The 17,563-nt window shown below is 48.8% G+C and carries 18 protein-coding genes; 16 read left to right on the plus strand and 2 right to left on the minus strand.

Going from position 1 to position 17,563, the window contains the following annotated elements; genetic code table 11:
- Nucleotides 1-8 precede the first annotated feature (8 nt).
- From PAEAM_RS16025 to nikE, 7 genes are all read left to right on the plus strand, one after another.
- Entirely contained in the window at nt 9-1,046 is a 1,038-nt protein-coding gene (locus PAEAM_RS16025) for a glycoside hydrolase family 130 protein (protein ID WP_100528226.1), read from the plus strand.
- Nucleotides 1,047-1,051: 5 nt separating this feature from the next.
- Entirely contained in the window at nt 1,052-1,993 is a 942-nt protein-coding gene (locus PAEAM_RS16030; protein WP_100528496.1) for a glycoside hydrolase family 113, read from the plus strand.
- Nucleotides 1,994-2,288: 295 nt separating this feature from the next.
- Nucleotides 2,289-3,923 (plus strand): nickel ABC transporter substrate-binding protein, encoded by a 1,635-nt coding sequence (gene nikA / locus PAEAM_RS16035; protein WP_100528497.1) that lies wholly within the window; start codon nt 2,289-2,291, stop codon nt 3,921-3,923.
- A gap of 75 nt (nt 3,924-3,998) precedes the next feature.
- The gene (gene nikB, locus PAEAM_RS16040) at nt 3,999-4,943 is read left to right on the plus strand and encodes a nickel ABC transporter permease subunit NikB (protein ID WP_100528227.1); all 945 of its coding nucleotides are present in this window, start codon (nt 3,999-4,001) and stop codon (nt 4,941-4,943) included.
- Nucleotides 4,940-5,770: a nickel ABC transporter permease subunit NikC gene (nikC, locus tag PAEAM_RS16045; RefSeq protein ID WP_100528228.1), complete on the plus strand. Its 831-nt coding sequence runs from the start codon at nt 4,940-4,942 to the stop codon at nt 5,768-5,770. The genes nikB and nikC overlap by 4 nt, the downstream gene beginning before the upstream one ends.
- 39 nt (nt 5,771-5,809) lie before the next feature.
- Nucleotides 5,810-6,616: a nickel import ATP-binding protein NikD gene (gene nikD / locus PAEAM_RS16050; protein ID WP_100528229.1), complete on the plus strand. Its 807-nt coding sequence runs from the start codon at nt 5,810-5,812 to the stop codon at nt 6,614-6,616.
- A 160-nt stretch (nt 6,617-6,776) separates the two neighbouring features.
- On the plus strand, nt 6,777-7,577 hold the full coding sequence (gene nikE / locus PAEAM_RS16055; RefSeq protein ID WP_100528230.1) for a nickel import ATP-binding protein NikE: 801 nt from the start codon (nt 6,777-6,779) through the stop codon (nt 7,575-7,577).
- Between the two features lie 599 nt (nt 7,578-8,176).
- Here the strand turns inward: nikE and PAEAM_RS16060 are convergent.
- Both PAEAM_RS16060 and PAEAM_RS16065 read right to left on the minus strand, forming a co-directional pair.
- Entirely contained in the window at nt 8,177-8,755 is a 579-nt protein-coding gene (locus tag PAEAM_RS16060; RefSeq protein WP_076251861.1) for an NAD(P)H-dependent oxidoreductase, read from the minus strand.
- A gap of 310 nt (nt 8,756-9,065) precedes the next feature.
- Nucleotides 9,066-9,656, minus strand: coding sequence for a TetR/AcrR family transcriptional regulator (locus PAEAM_RS16065; RefSeq protein WP_036671691.1), 591 nt, complete (start codon nt 9,654-9,656; stop codon nt 9,066-9,068).
- Nucleotides 9,657-9,816: 160 nt separating this feature from the next.
- Here PAEAM_RS16065 and PAEAM_RS16070 point away from each other — a divergent pair, with 160 nt between their 5' ends.
- The 9 genes from PAEAM_RS16070 to PAEAM_RS16105 all read left to right on the plus strand — a co-directional run bounded on the left by PAEAM_RS16070 (nt 9,817) and on the right by PAEAM_RS16105 (nt 17,546).
- Nucleotides 9,817-10,800: an aminoglycoside phosphotransferase family protein gene (locus tag PAEAM_RS16070; RefSeq protein ID WP_100528231.1), complete on the plus strand. Its 984-nt coding sequence runs from the start codon at nt 9,817-9,819 to the stop codon at nt 10,798-10,800.
- Nucleotides 10,801-10,818: 18 nt separating this feature from the next.
- Nucleotides 10,819-11,817, plus strand: coding sequence for a glycosyltransferase (locus PAEAM_RS16075; protein ID WP_047840852.1), 999 nt, complete (start codon nt 10,819-10,821; stop codon nt 11,815-11,817).
- A gap of 53 nt (nt 11,818-11,870) precedes the next feature.
- On the plus strand, nt 11,871-12,155 hold the full coding sequence (locus tag PAEAM_RS16080) for a hypothetical protein (protein ID WP_100528232.1): 285 nt from the start codon (nt 11,871-11,873) through the stop codon (nt 12,153-12,155).
- A 113-nt stretch (nt 12,156-12,268) separates the two neighbouring features.
- A complete protein-coding gene (locus tag PAEAM_RS31835; protein ID WP_017691697.1) occupies nt 12,269-12,430 on the plus strand; it encodes a hypothetical protein in 162 nt (53 codons plus the stop codon).
- Between the two features lie 98 nt (nt 12,431-12,528).
- Entirely contained in the window at nt 12,529-14,610 is a 2,082-nt protein-coding gene (gene abc-f, locus PAEAM_RS16085; RefSeq protein WP_100528233.1) for a ribosomal protection-like ABC-F family protein, read from the plus strand.
- Nucleotides 14,611-15,003: 393 nt separating this feature from the next.
- The gene (locus tag PAEAM_RS32125; RefSeq protein ID WP_100528234.1) at nt 15,004-15,471 is read left to right on the plus strand and encodes a hypothetical protein; all 468 of its coding nucleotides are present in this window, start codon (nt 15,004-15,006) and stop codon (nt 15,469-15,471) included.
- Nucleotides 15,471-15,755 carry a hypothetical protein gene (locus tag PAEAM_RS16095; RefSeq protein ID WP_036671603.1) on the plus strand — a complete coding sequence of 95 codons (285 nt, stop codon included), beginning with the start codon at nt 15,471-15,473 and terminating at the stop codon, nt 15,753-15,755. The genes PAEAM_RS32125 and PAEAM_RS16095 overlap by 1 nt, the downstream gene beginning before the upstream one ends.
- A gap of 4 nt (nt 15,756-15,759) precedes the next feature.
- Nucleotides 15,760-17,160, plus strand: coding sequence for a glutathionylspermidine synthase family protein (locus PAEAM_RS16100; protein WP_100528235.1), 1,401 nt, complete (start codon nt 15,760-15,762; stop codon nt 17,158-17,160).
- Nucleotides 17,142-17,546 (plus strand): DUF350 domain-containing protein, encoded by a 405-nt coding sequence (locus PAEAM_RS16105; protein WP_017691702.1) that lies wholly within the window; start codon nt 17,142-17,144, stop codon nt 17,544-17,546. Before PAEAM_RS16100 ends, PAEAM_RS16105 begins: the two co-directional genes overlap by 19 nt.
- Nucleotides 17,547-17,563: the final 17 nt, after the last annotated feature.

The raw sequence follows: 17,563 nt of genomic DNA on the forward strand, positions 1-17,563 counted from the left end.
AATGAAAAATGTCAGTTGCTGAAACAAAAAACGTACACATTGTTGGGGACGCTTTGCCGAATATGCCTTGGGAGAACAAACCGGAGGGAACGGAAGGCCCGGTATGGAGACATTCGGCGAACCCGGTGGTTCCGCGTAACCCGGTCAAAGGTGTTGCCCGCATTTTCAACAGTGCCGTTGTACCGTATGAAGGAAAATTCATTGGGGTATTCCGCGCCGAAACCGTTAATGGACGTCCACACCTTCACATGGGCGCAAGCGAAGATGGTCTGGAGTGGACAATTGAAGAGGAACGCATTGCATTTGTAGATGAAAATGGCGATCCGTTTATGCCGAACTATGCGTACGATCCACGTTTGGTCAAAGTCGAGGACACGTATTACATCATCTGGTGTACAGACTTCTACGGCGCAGCACTGGGCCTGGCCAAAACAGATGACTTCAAAACATTTGTCCGCCTCGAAAATCCAATGCTGCCGTTCAACCGTAATGGCGTATTGTTCCCGCGCAAAATCAACGATAACTATGTAATGTTGTCCAGACCGAGTGACAGTGGACACACTCCATTCGGGGACATCTTCCTGAGTGAAAGCCCGGATCTCGTGTATTGGGGCAAGCATCGTCATGTGATGAGCAAGGGCGGCCAAGGCTGGTGGCAATCGGTCAAAATTGGTGGCGGGCCTGCTCCGATCGAAACGTCCGAAGGCTGGCTGATGTTCTACCATGGCGTCACTGGGACCTGTAATGGTTTTGTCTATAGCATGGGGGCGGTCATTCTGGATCTGGATGAGCCATCCAAAGTAAAATATCGTTCCTCCAACTTTGTACTGACACCGGAAAAATGGTACGAAGAACAAGGCTTCGTTGATAACGTCATCTTCCCGTGTGCAACACTACATGATGCTGATACCGGACGTATCGCTATCTATTACGGCGCCGCCGACACGTATGTGGGCGTGGCTTACACAACCATCGAAGAGATCGTGAACTATGTGATCGAGACGGATGAAGTTATTGCCGGAGATCATGAAGAGGGCAAGCTGTAATGCATATGGATTATATTAAGGGATTTACATTTGGTTGGATGAGTGGCAAGGGCGACTTCCGTAAGCCGGAAGCCAAAGAATCGTTGCGTCTGATGGCTGAACGCACAGGCAGTTCACATGTTATTTTTGCACTGGCGGCACATCAGGATCATCCGCAGGCGGTAGAGGTTAAGTATCGGGGTGACCATCTGGTCGAGGATGATGAACTGGTTGACATGATTCATTATGCCCGTACACTCGGGCTGCGTGTCATTCTGAAACCCACCATCAACTGCACCGATGGCACATGGCGTGCACATATTAACTTTTTTGATATCGATGTGCCTTGTGAGCCGAAGTGGAAGGATTGGTTCCGCAGCTATACGGCATTTCAGAAGCATTATGCAGGGATTGCAGAGCAGGAAAAGTGTGAGATGTTCATCGTAGGCTGTGAGATGGTGCAATCCGAGCGTCGGGATGAAGAGTGGCGCGAGGTGATCGCCAGTGTGCGTGAAGTGTACACAGGACTGGTGTCATACAACACCGATAAATATCAGGAAGGTCATGTGAAATGGTGGGATGCCGTTGACGTCATCTCTTCCAGTGGTTATTATCCCATCGGAGATTGGGAGGCGCAACTGGATCGTATTGAACAGGCGATTGCCCCTTATGGCAAACCCTTTTTCTTTGCGGAAGCTGGTTGTCCCAGCCGGAGCGGATCAGCCCACGTACCAAACGATTGGGGGCTGGAAGGTGAAGTCAGCGCGGAGGAACAGGAGCATTTCTATGAAGCCATGTTCCGGCATGTCAGTCAGCGTGACTGGGTACGCGGATTCGGTCTGTGGGATTGGAGCGCACATTTACACGCGGAGAAGGATGCGCTGACCGATGACGGATATGGAGTGTACGGCAAGCCAGCGGAGCAGGTAATTCGTCGGTTCTATGAGGGCATCGCTGTAGAAGTTTAAACGAGAAACAAGAAGGTGTATGTGATGATGAATCTCAGTGATATATCTCCATATGTACTTTCGTGATTTCCATGCTGTGAGCAATGAATAACAGATTATGATGGAGCTTATTTTTTTAGTTGTAATTCACATTCATGTCAAGAAGCCTTTCCTCCCATAGGAAAGGTTTTTTGGCTATTTTAGTAACAACACATACCATGTCGAATTTTGTTGACAAAAGGAGGGCTCCTGCCTATTCTTAATGGATGAATATGATAATCATTATCATAAAATAGAGAAAAGGGGTTCAACATTCATGTCTGTACAACATCGCAAATCTTCGGCCCTCACGTTGGCAACTATGTTCTTGTTGTTATTCGTTATTGTGGGTTGCAGCAATACAGGAAGTGGAGATGAATCCTCATCTGCTGCTTCGGATCAAACGTCTACGAAGTCGATTACGATGTCATGGCCACGTGATATCGGTACAATGAATCCGCATACGTACAATCCTTCGCAATTATTTGCCCAATCGATGCTCTATGAGCCACTGATCAGTTACCAGAAGGACGGAAAACTGGAACCTGCACTGGCAGAATCATGGACAATCTCCGATGACGGCAAAGTATATACATTCAAGCTTCGCCAAGGTGTGAAATTCTCAGATGGTACACCATTTAATGCTGAGATTGTGAAAAAGAACTTTGATGCTGTAATGAAAAATAAAGATACACATAGCTGGCTGGGCATTGTAGGTGTGCTCGACAAGACGGAGGTTGTGGACGATCAGACTTTCCGGTTGACACTCACAGAGCCGTATTATCCTGTTCTTCAGGACTTGTCGGTGGTTCGTCCTTTCCGCTTCCTGGGTGAAGCCGGATTCCCGGATGACGGAGATACATCCCAAGGCATCAAAGAGCCAGTTGGAACGGGCCCGTGGATGCTGGCTGATTACAAGCAGGACGAATATGCTGTTTTCAAACGCAACCCGAATTATTGGGGAACCGCACCGAAGGTGGATCAGATTACGGTTAAGATCATCCCTGATGCAGAAACCCGCGTGCTTGCTTTTGAAAAAGGCGATCTCGACCTGATCTATGGTGAAGGTATGATCAGTCTGGATGCGTTCCAACAGCTTCGTGACAACGATAAATATGTGAGTCAGCTGTCTGATCCGGTAGGTACGCGAGATCTGCTGCTGAATTCCTCCAATCCGAAGCTGTCTGATCTCAGAGTACGGATGGCGCTCCAGCAAGGATTTAACAAAAAAGCGATGGTGGAAGGCATCACTCTGGGTCTGGAAGAACCGGCAGATACGGCACTATCCAAAAACTACCCATACACCAATGTTGACCTGAAACCGATCGAATATAACGTGGAACAATCCAAAGCTTTATTGGATGAAGCGGGTTGGAAGATGCCTGCGAATGGTAGCGTTCGTGAGAAAGACGGCCAACAGCTTGAATTCGAAATGATTTTTGACAAGACGGACCCGATTCAGAAAGCGATGGCTGAGACCATTCAGGCGGAATGGAGCGAGCTTGGGGTTAAAGTAAACCTCACTGGGCTGGAACTGACGGTACAGATCAAACGTTTGAAAGCCAATGATTTTGACCTGTATTTCTGGTACAACTATGGTGCTCCGTATGATCCACATTCCTTCATTAACGTTGTAGCGAGCCCTGGATTTGGTATCTCTGAGACGCTCAGTGCCTTGCCGATGAAAAAGGAACTGGACGAGCAGGTACATGCCGCACTATCATCAACAGATGAGACGAAACGTCAGGAGCTGTATGGCTCTATCCTGACAACACTTCAGGAACAATCGGCGATTGTCCCCATCTCGTATGTTAAGAAAACGGCGGTATATCAGAAGAAAATTTCCAACTTTATTTTCCCGGCAAACCGTGATGAGAATCCGTTTGTAGGCATTGAGTTGGGCAATCAATAAGTAGTAAATACTTTAATTTCGGAAATGGTAAGGCCTTTGCAAGGTCATGTAGCTTGATAAAAGGGAGGAAGTTTGTTGATCAGTTATATCGGGAAACGAATGATCGCGATCATTCCTATCGTTTTTATCGCTACACTCGTTACCTTTGCGCTTATTCATATTTCACCAGTTGATCCGGCCGAGGCTTATCTGACAGCCGCTCATATCTATCCAACACCGGAGCTGCTTGCGCAAAAACGGCATGAGTTCGGTCTGGATCAGCCTTTATTAACCCAGTATGTGCATACGATTCAGAAGATTGCCAAGCTCGACTTTGGCACCTCATATCTCACCAACAAACCCGTATGGGATGAAGTGAAACTAAGGATTCCCGCTACGGCTGAACTAGCCTTCTGGAGTATGTTGTTATCGGTTTTGGTGAGTATTCCCTTGGGAATACTGGCGGCGGTGTACAAGAATAGCTGGATTGACATGGTCAGCCGTGCGATTTCCTATTTTGGCGCGTCTATTCCGCAATTCTGGCTCGGTTACTTGCTGATCTTCTTTTTCTCGGTGAAGCTGGACTGGCTACCTGTGGAGGGGCGTGGATCGTGGGAGAATCTGGTTCTGCCTACGATTACTCTCTCCTTGATTCTTATTGCGGTCTACACCCGATTGTTACGTTCCAGTGTACTGGAGCAATTGCAGGAGACATATGTACAGTATGCGAGAACACGCGGGATTCGCGAAAGAGTGATTATGCTCAAGCATGTCCTGAAAATCGCCATATCGCCCCTTATTACAGGAATGGGGATGAGTATGGGCAAGCTGCTCACAGGCACCATTATTGTAGAGCAGGTGTTTTCCTGGCCTGGGTTCGGACGTTATTTTGTCGATGCGATATTTAATCGGGATATTCCCGTTATTCAATGTTATGTCTTCCTGGCGGCCTGCCTGTTCATCGTATGCAATCTGCTCGTTGATCTGGTGCAGCTCGTTATGGACCCACGGATTTCAGCGAAAGGACGGGCAGAACATTGATAAACAAATGGCGTGCGGTATTTAAAGGGCAGAGAGCCATCCAGATATGCTCGGTGATCATATTGTTTTTCTTCGTGATCGCGTTATTAGCCCCATGGATTGCTCCTCATGACCCGGTGAAGGTGAATCTGTTGCAGAAGCTGGCGAGTCCATCGCTTGAGCATTGGCTCGGAACGGATCATCTGGGACGCGACAATCTCACTAGGCTGATGTATGGAGCGAGAGTGTCGCTTGGATTTGCTACCCTGATCTTCCTGTCATCTTTGCTCATAGGTGTCATTGTAGGTTCAATCTCCGGTTACCTTGGTGGCTGGGTGGACAGTCTGCTGATGCGCTTGTGTGAAGGCATTATGGCGTTTCCAAATCTGGTGCTGGTGCTCGGTATTGTAGGGATTTTTGGTCCAGGTCTGATGCAGGTGCTTCTAGCACTCATGATGGTACAGTGGGTGTATTATGCACGTATCTGCCGGAACATGGTCGTTAGTCTGAAAGAACGGAACTTCATCGCAGCGGCGCGGATTAGCGGCTCCTCTTCGTGGACGATTATTCGGAAACATATCATCCCTAACGTGCAGCGTCCGATCGTTGTGATGGGTACGCTGGAGATGGGGTGGGCGATTATGGATATATCTGCTCTATCCTTCCTGGGACTCGGTATTCAACCACCGAATGCAGAATGGGGCGCTATGATTCATGAAGGGACAGGTTATATTCGCAGTCATCCGGAGTTGATGATCTACCCGGGGGCATTGATTCTGCTCGTAGTCATTACGTTCAATATTTTGGGAGAAGCGTTATCCGAGCGTTATGGCATTGCAAAAAGGTAGTGGTTCGGAATCGAAGGCATATGAGGGGTGAACGTAACGATGGATGATGCAGCGAAGGTACTCGAAGTTCGTGGTCTGCAAGTGAATCTAAGAACAGCGGAGGGTTCAGTCCCGTTACTGGAGCCCATTGATTTTGAATTAAAAAAAGGTCGTGTCTTCGGTCTCGTCGGTGAGAGTGGCAGCGGTAAGACCGTTACATGTAACGCGTTGCTCCATCTGCTTGATCCGCGCAGGATGGAAGTGTCGGGCAGCATCCACCTGAATGGACGGGAGCTTGGCTCGTTGTCAGGTGAGGAGATGCGGCGCATCCGCGGCAAGGACATCGGATTTATTATGCAGAATCCGATGAATGCTTTTACACCCGTATATACGATTGGATCTCAATTCATTGAAACCTTGCGTACGCATACGGGAATGTCCAAAGCAACTGCCAGGGAGCGGGCCATTGCTGCCTTGGCAGATATGAACTTACCCGAACCAGCTAAACTGATGAAGCGATATCCCTTCCAACTGAGTGGCGGTATGTTGCAGCGGGTGATGATCGCCATATCGATGTGCCTGCGACCGGCTTTGGTTATTGCGGATGAACCAACGACGGCACTGGATGTCGTGAATCAGTTCAAGGTGCTTCAGGAATTGGATCGTTTACGTACGGAATACGGCACATCCATCTTGCTCATCTCCCACGATCTGGGCGTGATCTCGCAAATGGCGGATGAAGTCGCGGTCATGCAGAAGGGGCGAATTGTGGAGCAGGCGGATGTGTACCAACTGTTCGATCACCCGCAGCATGAGTATACACGGATGTTGTTAAATGCCAGACCCAGTATGTATTTAGGACAATAGCGAATGACAGATGAGTTGAATCGTTAGTGAATGTATGCGTAGAGCGGGTATGAACTGTATTTTGAGTGGGTAGTCGTAGGGGTGGAATGGGCATGGTGATGTGTAATTTCAGCTTCTTCGGAGATTGCTTCTGCCAAGTACAAAAGAGGAGGGTGACCTGATGCTTCAGGTACGTGAAGTAAGCCATAGCTATGGCAAACGCAACTGGCTGGATCGTTCGGGAGCGCGTCCTCCTGTGCTGGCAGATATCTCACTTACGATCGAAAAGGGTGTGTGTCTGGGGCTCCTGGGTACGAGCGGGGCAGGTAAAAGTACCTTGGGTAAAATCATTCTTGGTCTGGAGAAGCCCAGCCAGGGTCAGGTTTTATTTCAGGGTCAGGATATCTATCGATCCAGCAAACCCGTGCTTAAGGGATTACGGCGCGATCTGCAGGTCGTGTTCCAGGACTGTTATTCGGCTGTGAATCCACTCATGACTGCCGCGCAGATCATCGGTGAGCCGCTGGATAATTACGAGCGATTTTCGGCAAAAGAACAACTTCGTGTGGTCGGACAACTGCTTGAGCAGGTTGGGCTTACACCTGAGGATGGGAGCAAGCTTCCGCAACAGTTCAGCGGTGGGCAATTACAGCGAGTTAACATCGCACGAGCCATTGCGCTCAAGCCAAAGTTAATCGTACTGGACGAATCAATCAGCAGCCTGGATATGGTGCACCAGACGCAAATCCTATCCTTACTGGGAGAGTTAAGAGCATCCTACGGGTTGTCTTACCTTTTTATCACGCATGACATTCGGGCTGCCATGACGATCTGTGACCGCATTGCCGTGATGGATCAGGGCAGGATTGTCTATAGCGGTGATGCGGGGGATTCGGTGATGAAGTCGGATCATCCGGCTGTGCAGCAGCTGGTTACAGCTATTTTGCCTGAGCATCCATCAGGTCGTATTTCGTTTAGGTAATGCGTTGTTTGTATTTGTAGATGGCTGTTCATTGGGGCGCTAACCATGGTCGTTTCCATTGCATTACTGATGCGAAGTCGACTTTCCAAAGGCGGGCGATTGGCGTATCAAGCTGACCTGTAGTGCGGATTTGTCTCTATAAGTGCAGGTCGCTAACGAACCGAGTGAGTGTTAAATGGCGATTTAGCGTGCAATGCAAAATGTAACGAACCTCAGTGAAGTTATTCCGGTGCAAACTGGTTTAAAACCGCCAAATGATACACAGATCGAGGAAATAACGCGTCTACGATTCGTTAAACCTCAGACTTATTCGAAATGGCGCTAATAACGTGTTTACGGTTCGTTAGATCATAATGAATACTAAAAGGGTTGTCCCCTACGTCTTGTTCAAGACGTAGGGGACAACCCTTTTTTTGTAACTGGGAATAGGCACATTTCTGCTTTCTGTTATAAGTCAGACTATAATTACAATTGCGCCACTCGTGGATTACAGGACTACCTTCGAATTGCGTTTATCCCCAGCTCTTTGATTTAACTAACAACGTGAAAATCCGGAGAGAATCCTATACTTCCGATGAGATTTTCTTGCAGAAGAGTGTTTACCCCATCTTCCGCCCAAGCTGCTCAATCTTATCAAGCCAATTCTTTCTCTGTTCATCTGACTTTTTACCAACTTGATCTACAGTTGTTATCCGCACAGGTTTGATGCCAGTCAGTGCAAATGTGGAGATTTTCATCATTTTATGTGCAGGCTCACCTTGGAACCATTTGAAGTACCAGCTCGGACCATCCATCGTGGTGATCATGCGAGCGGTGCGGCCTTTGAGCAGTTGATCCGGGAAAGGTTTTCCTTTTTGATACTTGAAGGCGTAACCTGGCATGAAGATTCGGTCAACGAAACCTTTCAGCAGGGCAGGCGGTCCTCCCCACCAGATTGGGAATACCCATACGAGATGCTCGGCCCACTTAATCGCTTCTTGGGCCTGTAGCAAATCTGGTTCAAGTGGAAGTTTATTACGATATCCTCCCTCCAGATTCATGTTGAACGCCAACTCGTTCAGGGTGATCATGCGGACGTCAGCACCAGCCTGCACAGCACCTTTACGGTAAGCCTCGGCTAGTGCGCCGTTGTAACTGGGGGAGACGGGATTGCCTTGAATAATTAGTATTTTCTTCATGGAAGATGACACGTCCTGACTATTTTAGTTAATGAACACTAACCTCATGTGCAAAAAGAAAAGGTCACGTATGACCCGGTAATCCATCTGTATATCCTAATGGTATGCTGACGATTCTCTTTAGAAGTTATTCAACAAGTCCGCTTTTGTTTACGAATCATGTCTAGCGGCATCATCCGCATCGAATATGGGATTCAGCTGAGATAAGCGGAAACTTACGAAGGTTGTTTCCTTCGGAAACAATGTAGTTGCTCACGTCGTTTTCCCTACGCTCCGCTAATCCATTTCTAGCTTCATCCCATCTCCATTGTTACTCCTGGGGTACCTGCCCTAACATCGATGCAAGTCTGTGAACCGTTTCCCCCGTATAAGGTACCAACAGCTCCGGTAGTTCACCTTGCATACTGGAGACCGCCATACGTGTAATTGCACCGATCACCAGCACGGCTGTGAGCCGAGAATCCTGCTGAGGCAGTTCGCCCCGCATCATTCCCTGATCGATCAGATCCATTAACGCATCCAATGGCTGACGGTAATCCTCGCTGCTTCCGGCTTCAATGAATATTTCATGATTCTGTGAAATCAGCAGCAGTCCGTAGGGATCTTCATCATGCAGATGGAGAACCTCGGTAACCAGTTGCTTGAAGCGTTCCAACACCGGACCTTCCTGTCGAACATACCCATCAATGAGTGCAGTATAGTCGACACAGTATTGGGTGAAGGCTTCCAGGGCAACGGCATCTTTGTTTTTAAAATGTTTGTAGATCGCCGCATCGGTTACTCCGGCGGCGTCACCGATCTCTTTGACGGATATGCCGTCAACGCCTTTGGTTGCGAACAAGCGCATCGCCGCTTGTAGGATATCTTTCTTTTTGCTATCCACATGAGATTTGTTCTTCATGATTGTATAGTAAGTGATTACTAACCAAAATGCAATAAGCAATTTTGAAACTCTGAATTGAGACACTGAATAAGCGCTTACGACCAAAGCTTGCAGGCTTGTGAGCGGCAACGTATGATGAATAGAAATCAACATCGGAGTAGCAGGGAGAACGAAATGGATGGTGGGTAGCGTGAACGAAGAGTTGGATGCATACAGCTGGGTGACGCCCGAAGGAATGCTGAATGATCACTATATAACAAGCCGTGAACAGTTGTATAAAGGAATGAACGGACGATATGTGGAGCGATTCACTGTTCCTAGCGGTGAAAGTTATATTTTCAAACCGTTGACGAATCCTGTACAGCATGGACGGGAACGATGGATGTACGAGCGTGTGATGTCTGGCTTACCACCAATCTATCCGCAACTCATTGCAGCGTCGGATCTTACCATTGCTCCAGCACAGAGCTGGATGATCTACGAGGATCTGGGGCAACTGGTGCATGATTCGCAAGAAGCGACGATGCTCGGGGCAGCGGCACATATGGCAGCATGGCATGCATTGCCTGTTACGGATTGGAGTGAGCTGCCTCGCGTGGGCCAGAAACCGTCCATTCGCACAATGTTGGATGAGTTGCAAATGCATAGGCAATCTACCGATGAACTGTTATCCAGACTGGATATGCAGCTATCCGCATCCGATTGGGACAAGATCTCAAGGTTGATCCTCACGGCAGAGGAAGAACTTCCTACTGTTTTGTGTCACGGAGACCTGCATCCCGGTAACATGGCGGAGGTGGACGGCAGACTGGTCATCTTGGACTGGGAGCATGCTCATCTGAATACGCCACTGTGGGATGTAGTTCACCTAGTTGATCTCTCGCATCCGCTGTTTCCCAGAACGGTTACGCCTGCATTGCGAGAGCGGGTCATGGATGTTTATTTGGACAAACTGGGGAGCCTGGACATGCAGATTGAACGGGTTTCTTTTGCAGAATGGTACGACGCTCATGCTATTGTATTCTCGCTCTGGATGCTGCGTTTGATTGATGGCGATCTGAGAAGTGAGGAATGTGTGTGGCCGAAGGAACAGTTGCGGAATCAATGGCATGAGACGGTAGGTACGCTGGAACAGTGCATGAAGCACATGGGTGAGGAATAGAAATGAGGGGTGAGAAGCTTGCGTAAAGTCGGACTTGTTATGCGTAAAATTCAATTCACAGAAGCACAGGGGCCACGCGTATTTGCGGATCGGCTGAAGCAGATTGGTCTGGAGCTGGGCGTGGATATTGTGTTCATCTCGCCGGAGCGTCATGTCAGCGGATACGACTGGTTGCCGGGTTATGAGCATGAGAAAGGTGACCTGGTGAACTACGATATCGTGCTGGACCAGATTCATAGCCAAAATATAGAGCATGTCATCTACACCGTATCCGGGTTTACGTTTTTGAAGATGTTCTTACCGAAGAGTGTATTGTTCCCGCACAGTTTTCCCGATCCCGCGCTAACAGGATATGAGATGATGAAGCCATTCTATACGATGGTGGATAAAGCCATTGTACAGACGGAGTTTTTGAAAACAGAACTGGGCCGCAATTTCGGCGTACATGACGTGAACGTCATCCCGATTGGCTTTAGCGAAGAGCTGGCGAACCGGCACTATGATCCGAGTCAGGTTGTGCATAATCGGGTGCTTTGGATCGGTCGGGATGAGGCGAATCGTCGCCCGGATCTGGTGCTGGAATACGCTCGGCAGAACCCGGACAAGGAAGTATATATGGTGTTTGGCGGTGTACGCTATAAGGAAACAATGAAGAAGTACGACATTCCTTCCAACGTGAAGCTGAAGTTTGCGCTCACGCAGGATGAGATATTTACGTTGATGAACTCATCCAAGGTGTATTGGAATTGTTCGGCCTTTGATACGTTTGCGATGCCGCTGACGGAAGCGATGGCGATGGGCAAAATGGTCGTGAAACCGGAGCATGCTTGCTACGGTCATATTCGTTCCACGCATGCCTTTGCAGGCAATGAGGATAACTGGTTTGAACTGGTGAACATGGCTGCGGCTGCGCCGCGCAGTGTGTCAGAAGACAACCGGGAGTATGCGTTTGGTGCTTTTTCGCGCACGAAAATGAAAGAAGGGTACCGGAACTTTTTCTCGGATTGGTTGAAGTAACGTAAGGTCTGTAACAAAGGGCTTAATCCATCCAGCAACAGGAGGGGAACCTTATGGAAGTACTGATCTTGTGGACATTGGGATTGTGGGCGGTGCAGCTGCTGATTGAATGGCTTATTTACCGATTGCAAGGACGGCGAATGACGTGGGTGCAATATATATTGCCATGTGTGGCCTTGCTCGGCGGTGCCGTTGTAATCATGATCAGCATCGATATTGGCGGGTGGAACGGCATCGGATATGCCCTGCTCGGCGCATCACTGGGTACCTCGGGAATGTTAACACTTATTACGGTGGCGATCAGGGATGTAATGCTTCGGCGACGGGGCAGGAATTAAGCGTAAGAATGAAACTACTGTACAGTATGATTGAATTGGGCGATGGGATGGTTGCAGGAACGCATCCGTCTGTGATATATTGACATTAATTATGACAAGGGAGGTGAAGACAGGTGAATCACGAGATGCTTAACAACCGTATTAGCCAGCTGCCGATTGCTATGGCTGGCATTGTTCATACTTTTCTGACCAACGGGAGAAGTCTGTCCAATTTTGAATATACGGAAGTTAACATTTGCGAGAAGATGCCTGCCTTGACCTCATTCGGACGATAAGCGATATTGCTTGAATTCTGAAGGGCCGCGGAGCTAACCTCCTGCGGCTCTTTTTGTGTTGCGGTCAGGATCTTCCATACCATAGGAGGAACCTTATTATGATGATTATTAGCGCGCAACAACTGACTCAATACCACGGAGCACATCTGGTGCTGGACGGCATTACGTTTGAAATTATGGAAGGTGACAAGGTCGCCCTGATTGGCCGCAACGGAAGCGGCAAGACCACACTTATGCGCCTGATGGCAAGACTGAACAAGCCGGATGAAGGGCAATTGATGATCAAGAAAGATACACGAATGGGATATGTGGCTCAGGTTCCAGAAGGATTGGATGACCATACCGTACTGGATGTACTGAGTCTTGGATTCAAGGAGCTTATGATATGTCGCACGCAAATGAAGGAAATGGAGCAGCAGATGTCCGATCCGGCATGTGCAGCAGACCCTAATCAATTGGAGAGCCTGCTGAAACGCTACGCGGCACTGCAAGACCAGTTCGAGCGTGAGGGTGGATACGAAATGGATGCCCGGATCGATCAGGTGGCGGACGGTTTGGATATCGCCAAGGCACACTATGGTTGGCGCTTTGGTTCACTCTCTGGTGGGGAGCAAACTCGGGTGGTTCTGGCTTCACAGCTAATCGTAAGACCCGACCTGTTATTGCTGGATGAGCCGACAAACCATCTTGATCTGGAGCGGGTTGAGTGGCTGGAAGGATTTTTACGTGAATATCCCGGCACCATTGTCCTGATCTCGCATGATCGCTATTTTTTGGATCGGGTCGTGAATCGAACACTGGAGCTGGAGGATGGAGAAGCGGAAACGTCTGCTGGCGGTTATACGGAATATATGAAAGTGAAGGAACAACGGCTGTTGCAGCAATTCGAGGAGTTCAAGGAGCAGCAGAAGGTTATCAAAAAAATGAAAGAAACGATCCGCCAGTTAGAGGAGTGGGGCCGAGTTGGTGGGAATGAAAAGTTCTTCAGACGGGCGGCTTCTATGCGTAAAGCCATCGAGCGGATGGAACAGGTGAAGCGTCCTGTACTGGAGCGCCGCAATGCCGAGTTCGATGTGCGTCCTACGGATCGAACGGGTAAACGGGTAGCGGTATTGGAACAGGTCGAGAAGAGCTATGGTGAGCGTGAAATCCTGCACGGGGTCTCGGGTCTGCTGGAATATGGAGATAAAATTGCACTCATTGGCCGCAATGGCTCCGGCAAGACGACACTGTTCAAGCTGTTGCTTGGTGACGAGCAGCCCAATGCGGGCAAGCTGGAGTGGGGAGCACGCGTGGATGTAGGGTATCTGGCTCAACAGGAGGAACCTACGAATCCAAAGCTGAACGTACTCGAATACTTCCGTCTGGAAGCAGGTGTGGAAGAGGGAGAGGCTCGCGGAATTCTGGCCCGATATCTGTTCTATGGAGCGGATGTATTCCGCTCTGTCGGGCAATTATCTGGCGGGGAATGGACGCGTCTGCGGCTAGCTCTTCTGGTGCAACGTAAACCCAATGTACTGTTGCTCGATGAGCCAACCAACCATCTGGATATCGCATCCAGAGAAGCGCTGGAAGAGTCCTTAGTTGATTTTGAAGGAACTGTACTTGCCATCTCGCATGATCGATACTTCGTCAATTGCCTCGCTTCCCGTATCTGGGAACTGGAGGACGGTCAGATGACCGCTTATCTGGGAGACTATGAGGCGTATCGTGAGAAGAAGCTTGATTTGCAAGCTCGTGCGGCGGCGACAACTCAGGCTACAGCAGGCGTGGGCGTTTCTTCTCGTGGGAACACCAAGTCAGAGATGAAGTCAGGTTTAACGTCCGAGCCTGGCGGGACTGCCAGATCAGGGAAGAAGCCAGGAGCAACCTCGACAATGAACGGATCCACTGTTGTAGCTGCCGGTGGAAGTCATGATCATAAAGCTTCTACTGAATCAGGTAAGGCGTTGACTCCTTCGGCAGCAACTGCATCGAAACATAGAAGTGGCAGTGGCAACCAACAATCTGCGGAGAAGCTGGAACAGACGTTGGCTCGTCTTGAGGCACAGATTCAGGTGCTGGATCAACAGTTGGAAATGGTGCAGAACAATCCGCTTGAACTGGAACAAATCTGGAATGATCGCGAGCAATTGTCCGCTGAATATAATGATGTATTGGCACAGTGGGCTGAGTTATAAGTCAGAATGGCATGAGCATAAGATTAAAAAAAGTGCGGTCGGAGAGTCTTCTCCGGCCTTTTTGAACTGGATTACATACTAAAAGTAGAAAACAGTATGTTATTTCCTGCTTCGTTAATCGGAGAACGAAGGTAGCCAACATGTTCTTTATTACATGTCATGGTGAATAGAATCAATTTCATAAATCACTAAAAATGAAGTTTTGTAACTACACATAGACAAATTAAACCATTTTGATCTATGTCTAGCCTTGATTTGAAGCAGCTAAAGGTACTATGAAATTGATTCACTAGTGTAACTTTTTTCCTTCTGATGCGTTAAATACGTTTGTATGAATTGAAACGGCTCACCTAAGAGCTCGCAAAAAGGGAGGTTATCGGTATCTATTATTCATTGACGTATCGGAGTTGGTCGGATGATCGACAGGCGGAGACGGGGGTGCTGGAACAGGCTTCAGTCACACGAGATGAACTGTTCATGCGCAAACTGGTGGATGCCACCCTGGTGAAAAACAAACTCTGGGCGCATCTGTCCAATGAATGCCAGGATGGGCGGGAACATGCAGTATACGTGACGGCATATGACAAGCAAATGCCAGAACAATATGGTGCGGCGATTGCGGACGCTGCGCTGGCGATGTGCAAAATGTCTTCCATGTACAGCGCAGAGTATATGTTGTGGAATGGAAGTTCATTTCAGGAGTTGGAACTCACAGCTTCCTCCACCTATACAATGGAGCTTGCCGAGCAACTGCTGGACCATTACATGGTTCGCGCTGGCAAGACGTATGAATTCCTGTATTCCGTGCTGGATGCGGATCGCAAGAAAGTGTTGTTTTATATGAAAGAGGTGGATCTGTGATGAGTGACCAAGAGCGGGGGCAAGCATCGAAACCCGGGTCAAAAGCAAAGCTGGTTGCTTTCTCCCTGATGCTGGCGGTTCCTGCCGTGTTATCCGGTTGTGGTAGCAATAATGATGAATGTGACCCGGAGTATGATACCGGATGTGAATATGATTCCAGCAGTGGGCACTATTACTACGGTGGGTCGTCGTATCGAAGCAATAAGGACAGTAACAGCTCCTATAGCAAATCCAAGTCCAAATCAAGCGGCTTCGGTAGCTTCTTCCGTAGCTCGGGAGGATAACCGGATGAGGCAAGTGGTTCAACTGCCGTTTAGTCACGAAGAGGTATTTCAGGGTGAAACGGAACAACAGATTCCATATCATCGAATGTACGGGAAGCAATATTGTGTGCCTGCATTGACGGTCTACTCTCCCTCGGAGGTGCTGGAACTGCATACCGCAGCCGAGGCGGTAGAAGGCATTTACTGTAAAGTGATGCGATTTATCCAGCAATACATGCCGGATTCTTTTTTGAAGCATCAGCTCGGTATCCATCCGGGGCTTATCCCGGCGGCACGTATGGAGTTGGTAACTGGAGGCATTACCCGTCAGGACTGGATTATCGGAGAAGCTGGGCCGAAGTGTATTGAAAATAATACGGACACCCCAACGGGTATACCGGAGGCTGCTGCATTGGAAGGTATTCTGGTCGATTTTGCTGAGGATGCTACGCTAACTGCACCATCTGCCGAGATGGATACACGTATTCGGGAGTGCTTCAGGATATGGCTGCAATTCTATGCAGAGCAGGGATTAAAGGGTCCGGTGACGTTCACTTCTTTTGGCGAACATGTCGAAGATCGAACGAATACGGAATACCTGATGAGACGTTGTCAGGAAGCCGGATATGAAGTCTTCTATGCTCCACTGGAGGAACTGGAGATTGTTCCGGGGGAGGCGCTTTACCATCAGGGTCGGGAGATTAACCTACTGTATCGCCTTTATCCGCTGGAGTATCTGATCGATGATCGGGATGAGACGACAGGGGTGGACATTGGTGCTGCACTGCTTGAACTTGTACGTGAAGGACGACTGGGCCTGATGAATCCTGTTCAGCATGTACTGATGCAGAGTAAAGGCTTCATGGCGGCAATCTGGTCGCTCTACGAGCGGAACGAGCAAACCCCGGAATATTGCGGGTTTACCCTCTTTGATGAAGCAGAGATGGACGTGATTTCCCGATATCTGCTGCCCACCTATTTTTCGGCAGAGCCTTTCGAGCTGAACGCCACGCCATATGTAGCGAAGAGTTATTGGGGGCGCGAAGGCAGAGGAACTCTTTTGCTGGATGAAGGAACGGACAATGCCTTTGGAAAGCAGGATATGGAGCATCCTCTTAACGAGGCGCTGGAATCCAATCTTGCATCTGGGGCAACAGACGAGGATGAAGAGATCACAGCTTATTACGAAAATCAGCCCAAAATCTATCAGCAACTGGTTCCGATGGAACAGGTTGTGATCGAGACGGAAGCTGGAGCATACAGCGGCTATCTGCTTACAGGGGTGTTTGTTATCGGTGGGCGTTTGGCTGGGATACTACCACGGGTCGGGGAGAAAGTAACCGGAGATATGGCCTATTATTGCGCGGCTACGGTTCGTGAACGGATGAATGATGAGGAGGAGAAGGAATGGAAAACTTGGGATTAAACCTCGTGAATGTGGCGGTGGGTGTAGGCATTCTGCTGGTGGTATTGGTATGTGGATATTTCGCTTTTAGCAAATTGACCCGGTATAACGATAGTGAGGAAATTGCCAAAGGTAACGAGGCGGCAGGCATGTACATGGGCAGCAAATTGCTGGGACTGTGTATTATTGTGGGCATGGTATCTTTCTCGACGCATTCGTGGTTGGATATGCTGCTGTGGTCGGCGTTTGGAATTATTGTGCTGTGCCTGGTCTATATTATATTTGATTTCCTGATTCCAAAAATGCGGGTGTGTGACGAAATTGCACGAGGCAATATGGCGGTAGCCCAGCTGCTGCGTTCGATTATCATCGGCGTTTCCATCGTCATTGGTACGTTTTTGATGTAAAATAAGACATAGTGTTT

Source organism: Paenibacillus sp. GM1FR (assembly GCF_002803315.1).
GTDB lineage: Bacteria > Bacillota > Bacilli > Paenibacillales > Paenibacillaceae > Paenibacillus > Paenibacillus amylolyticus.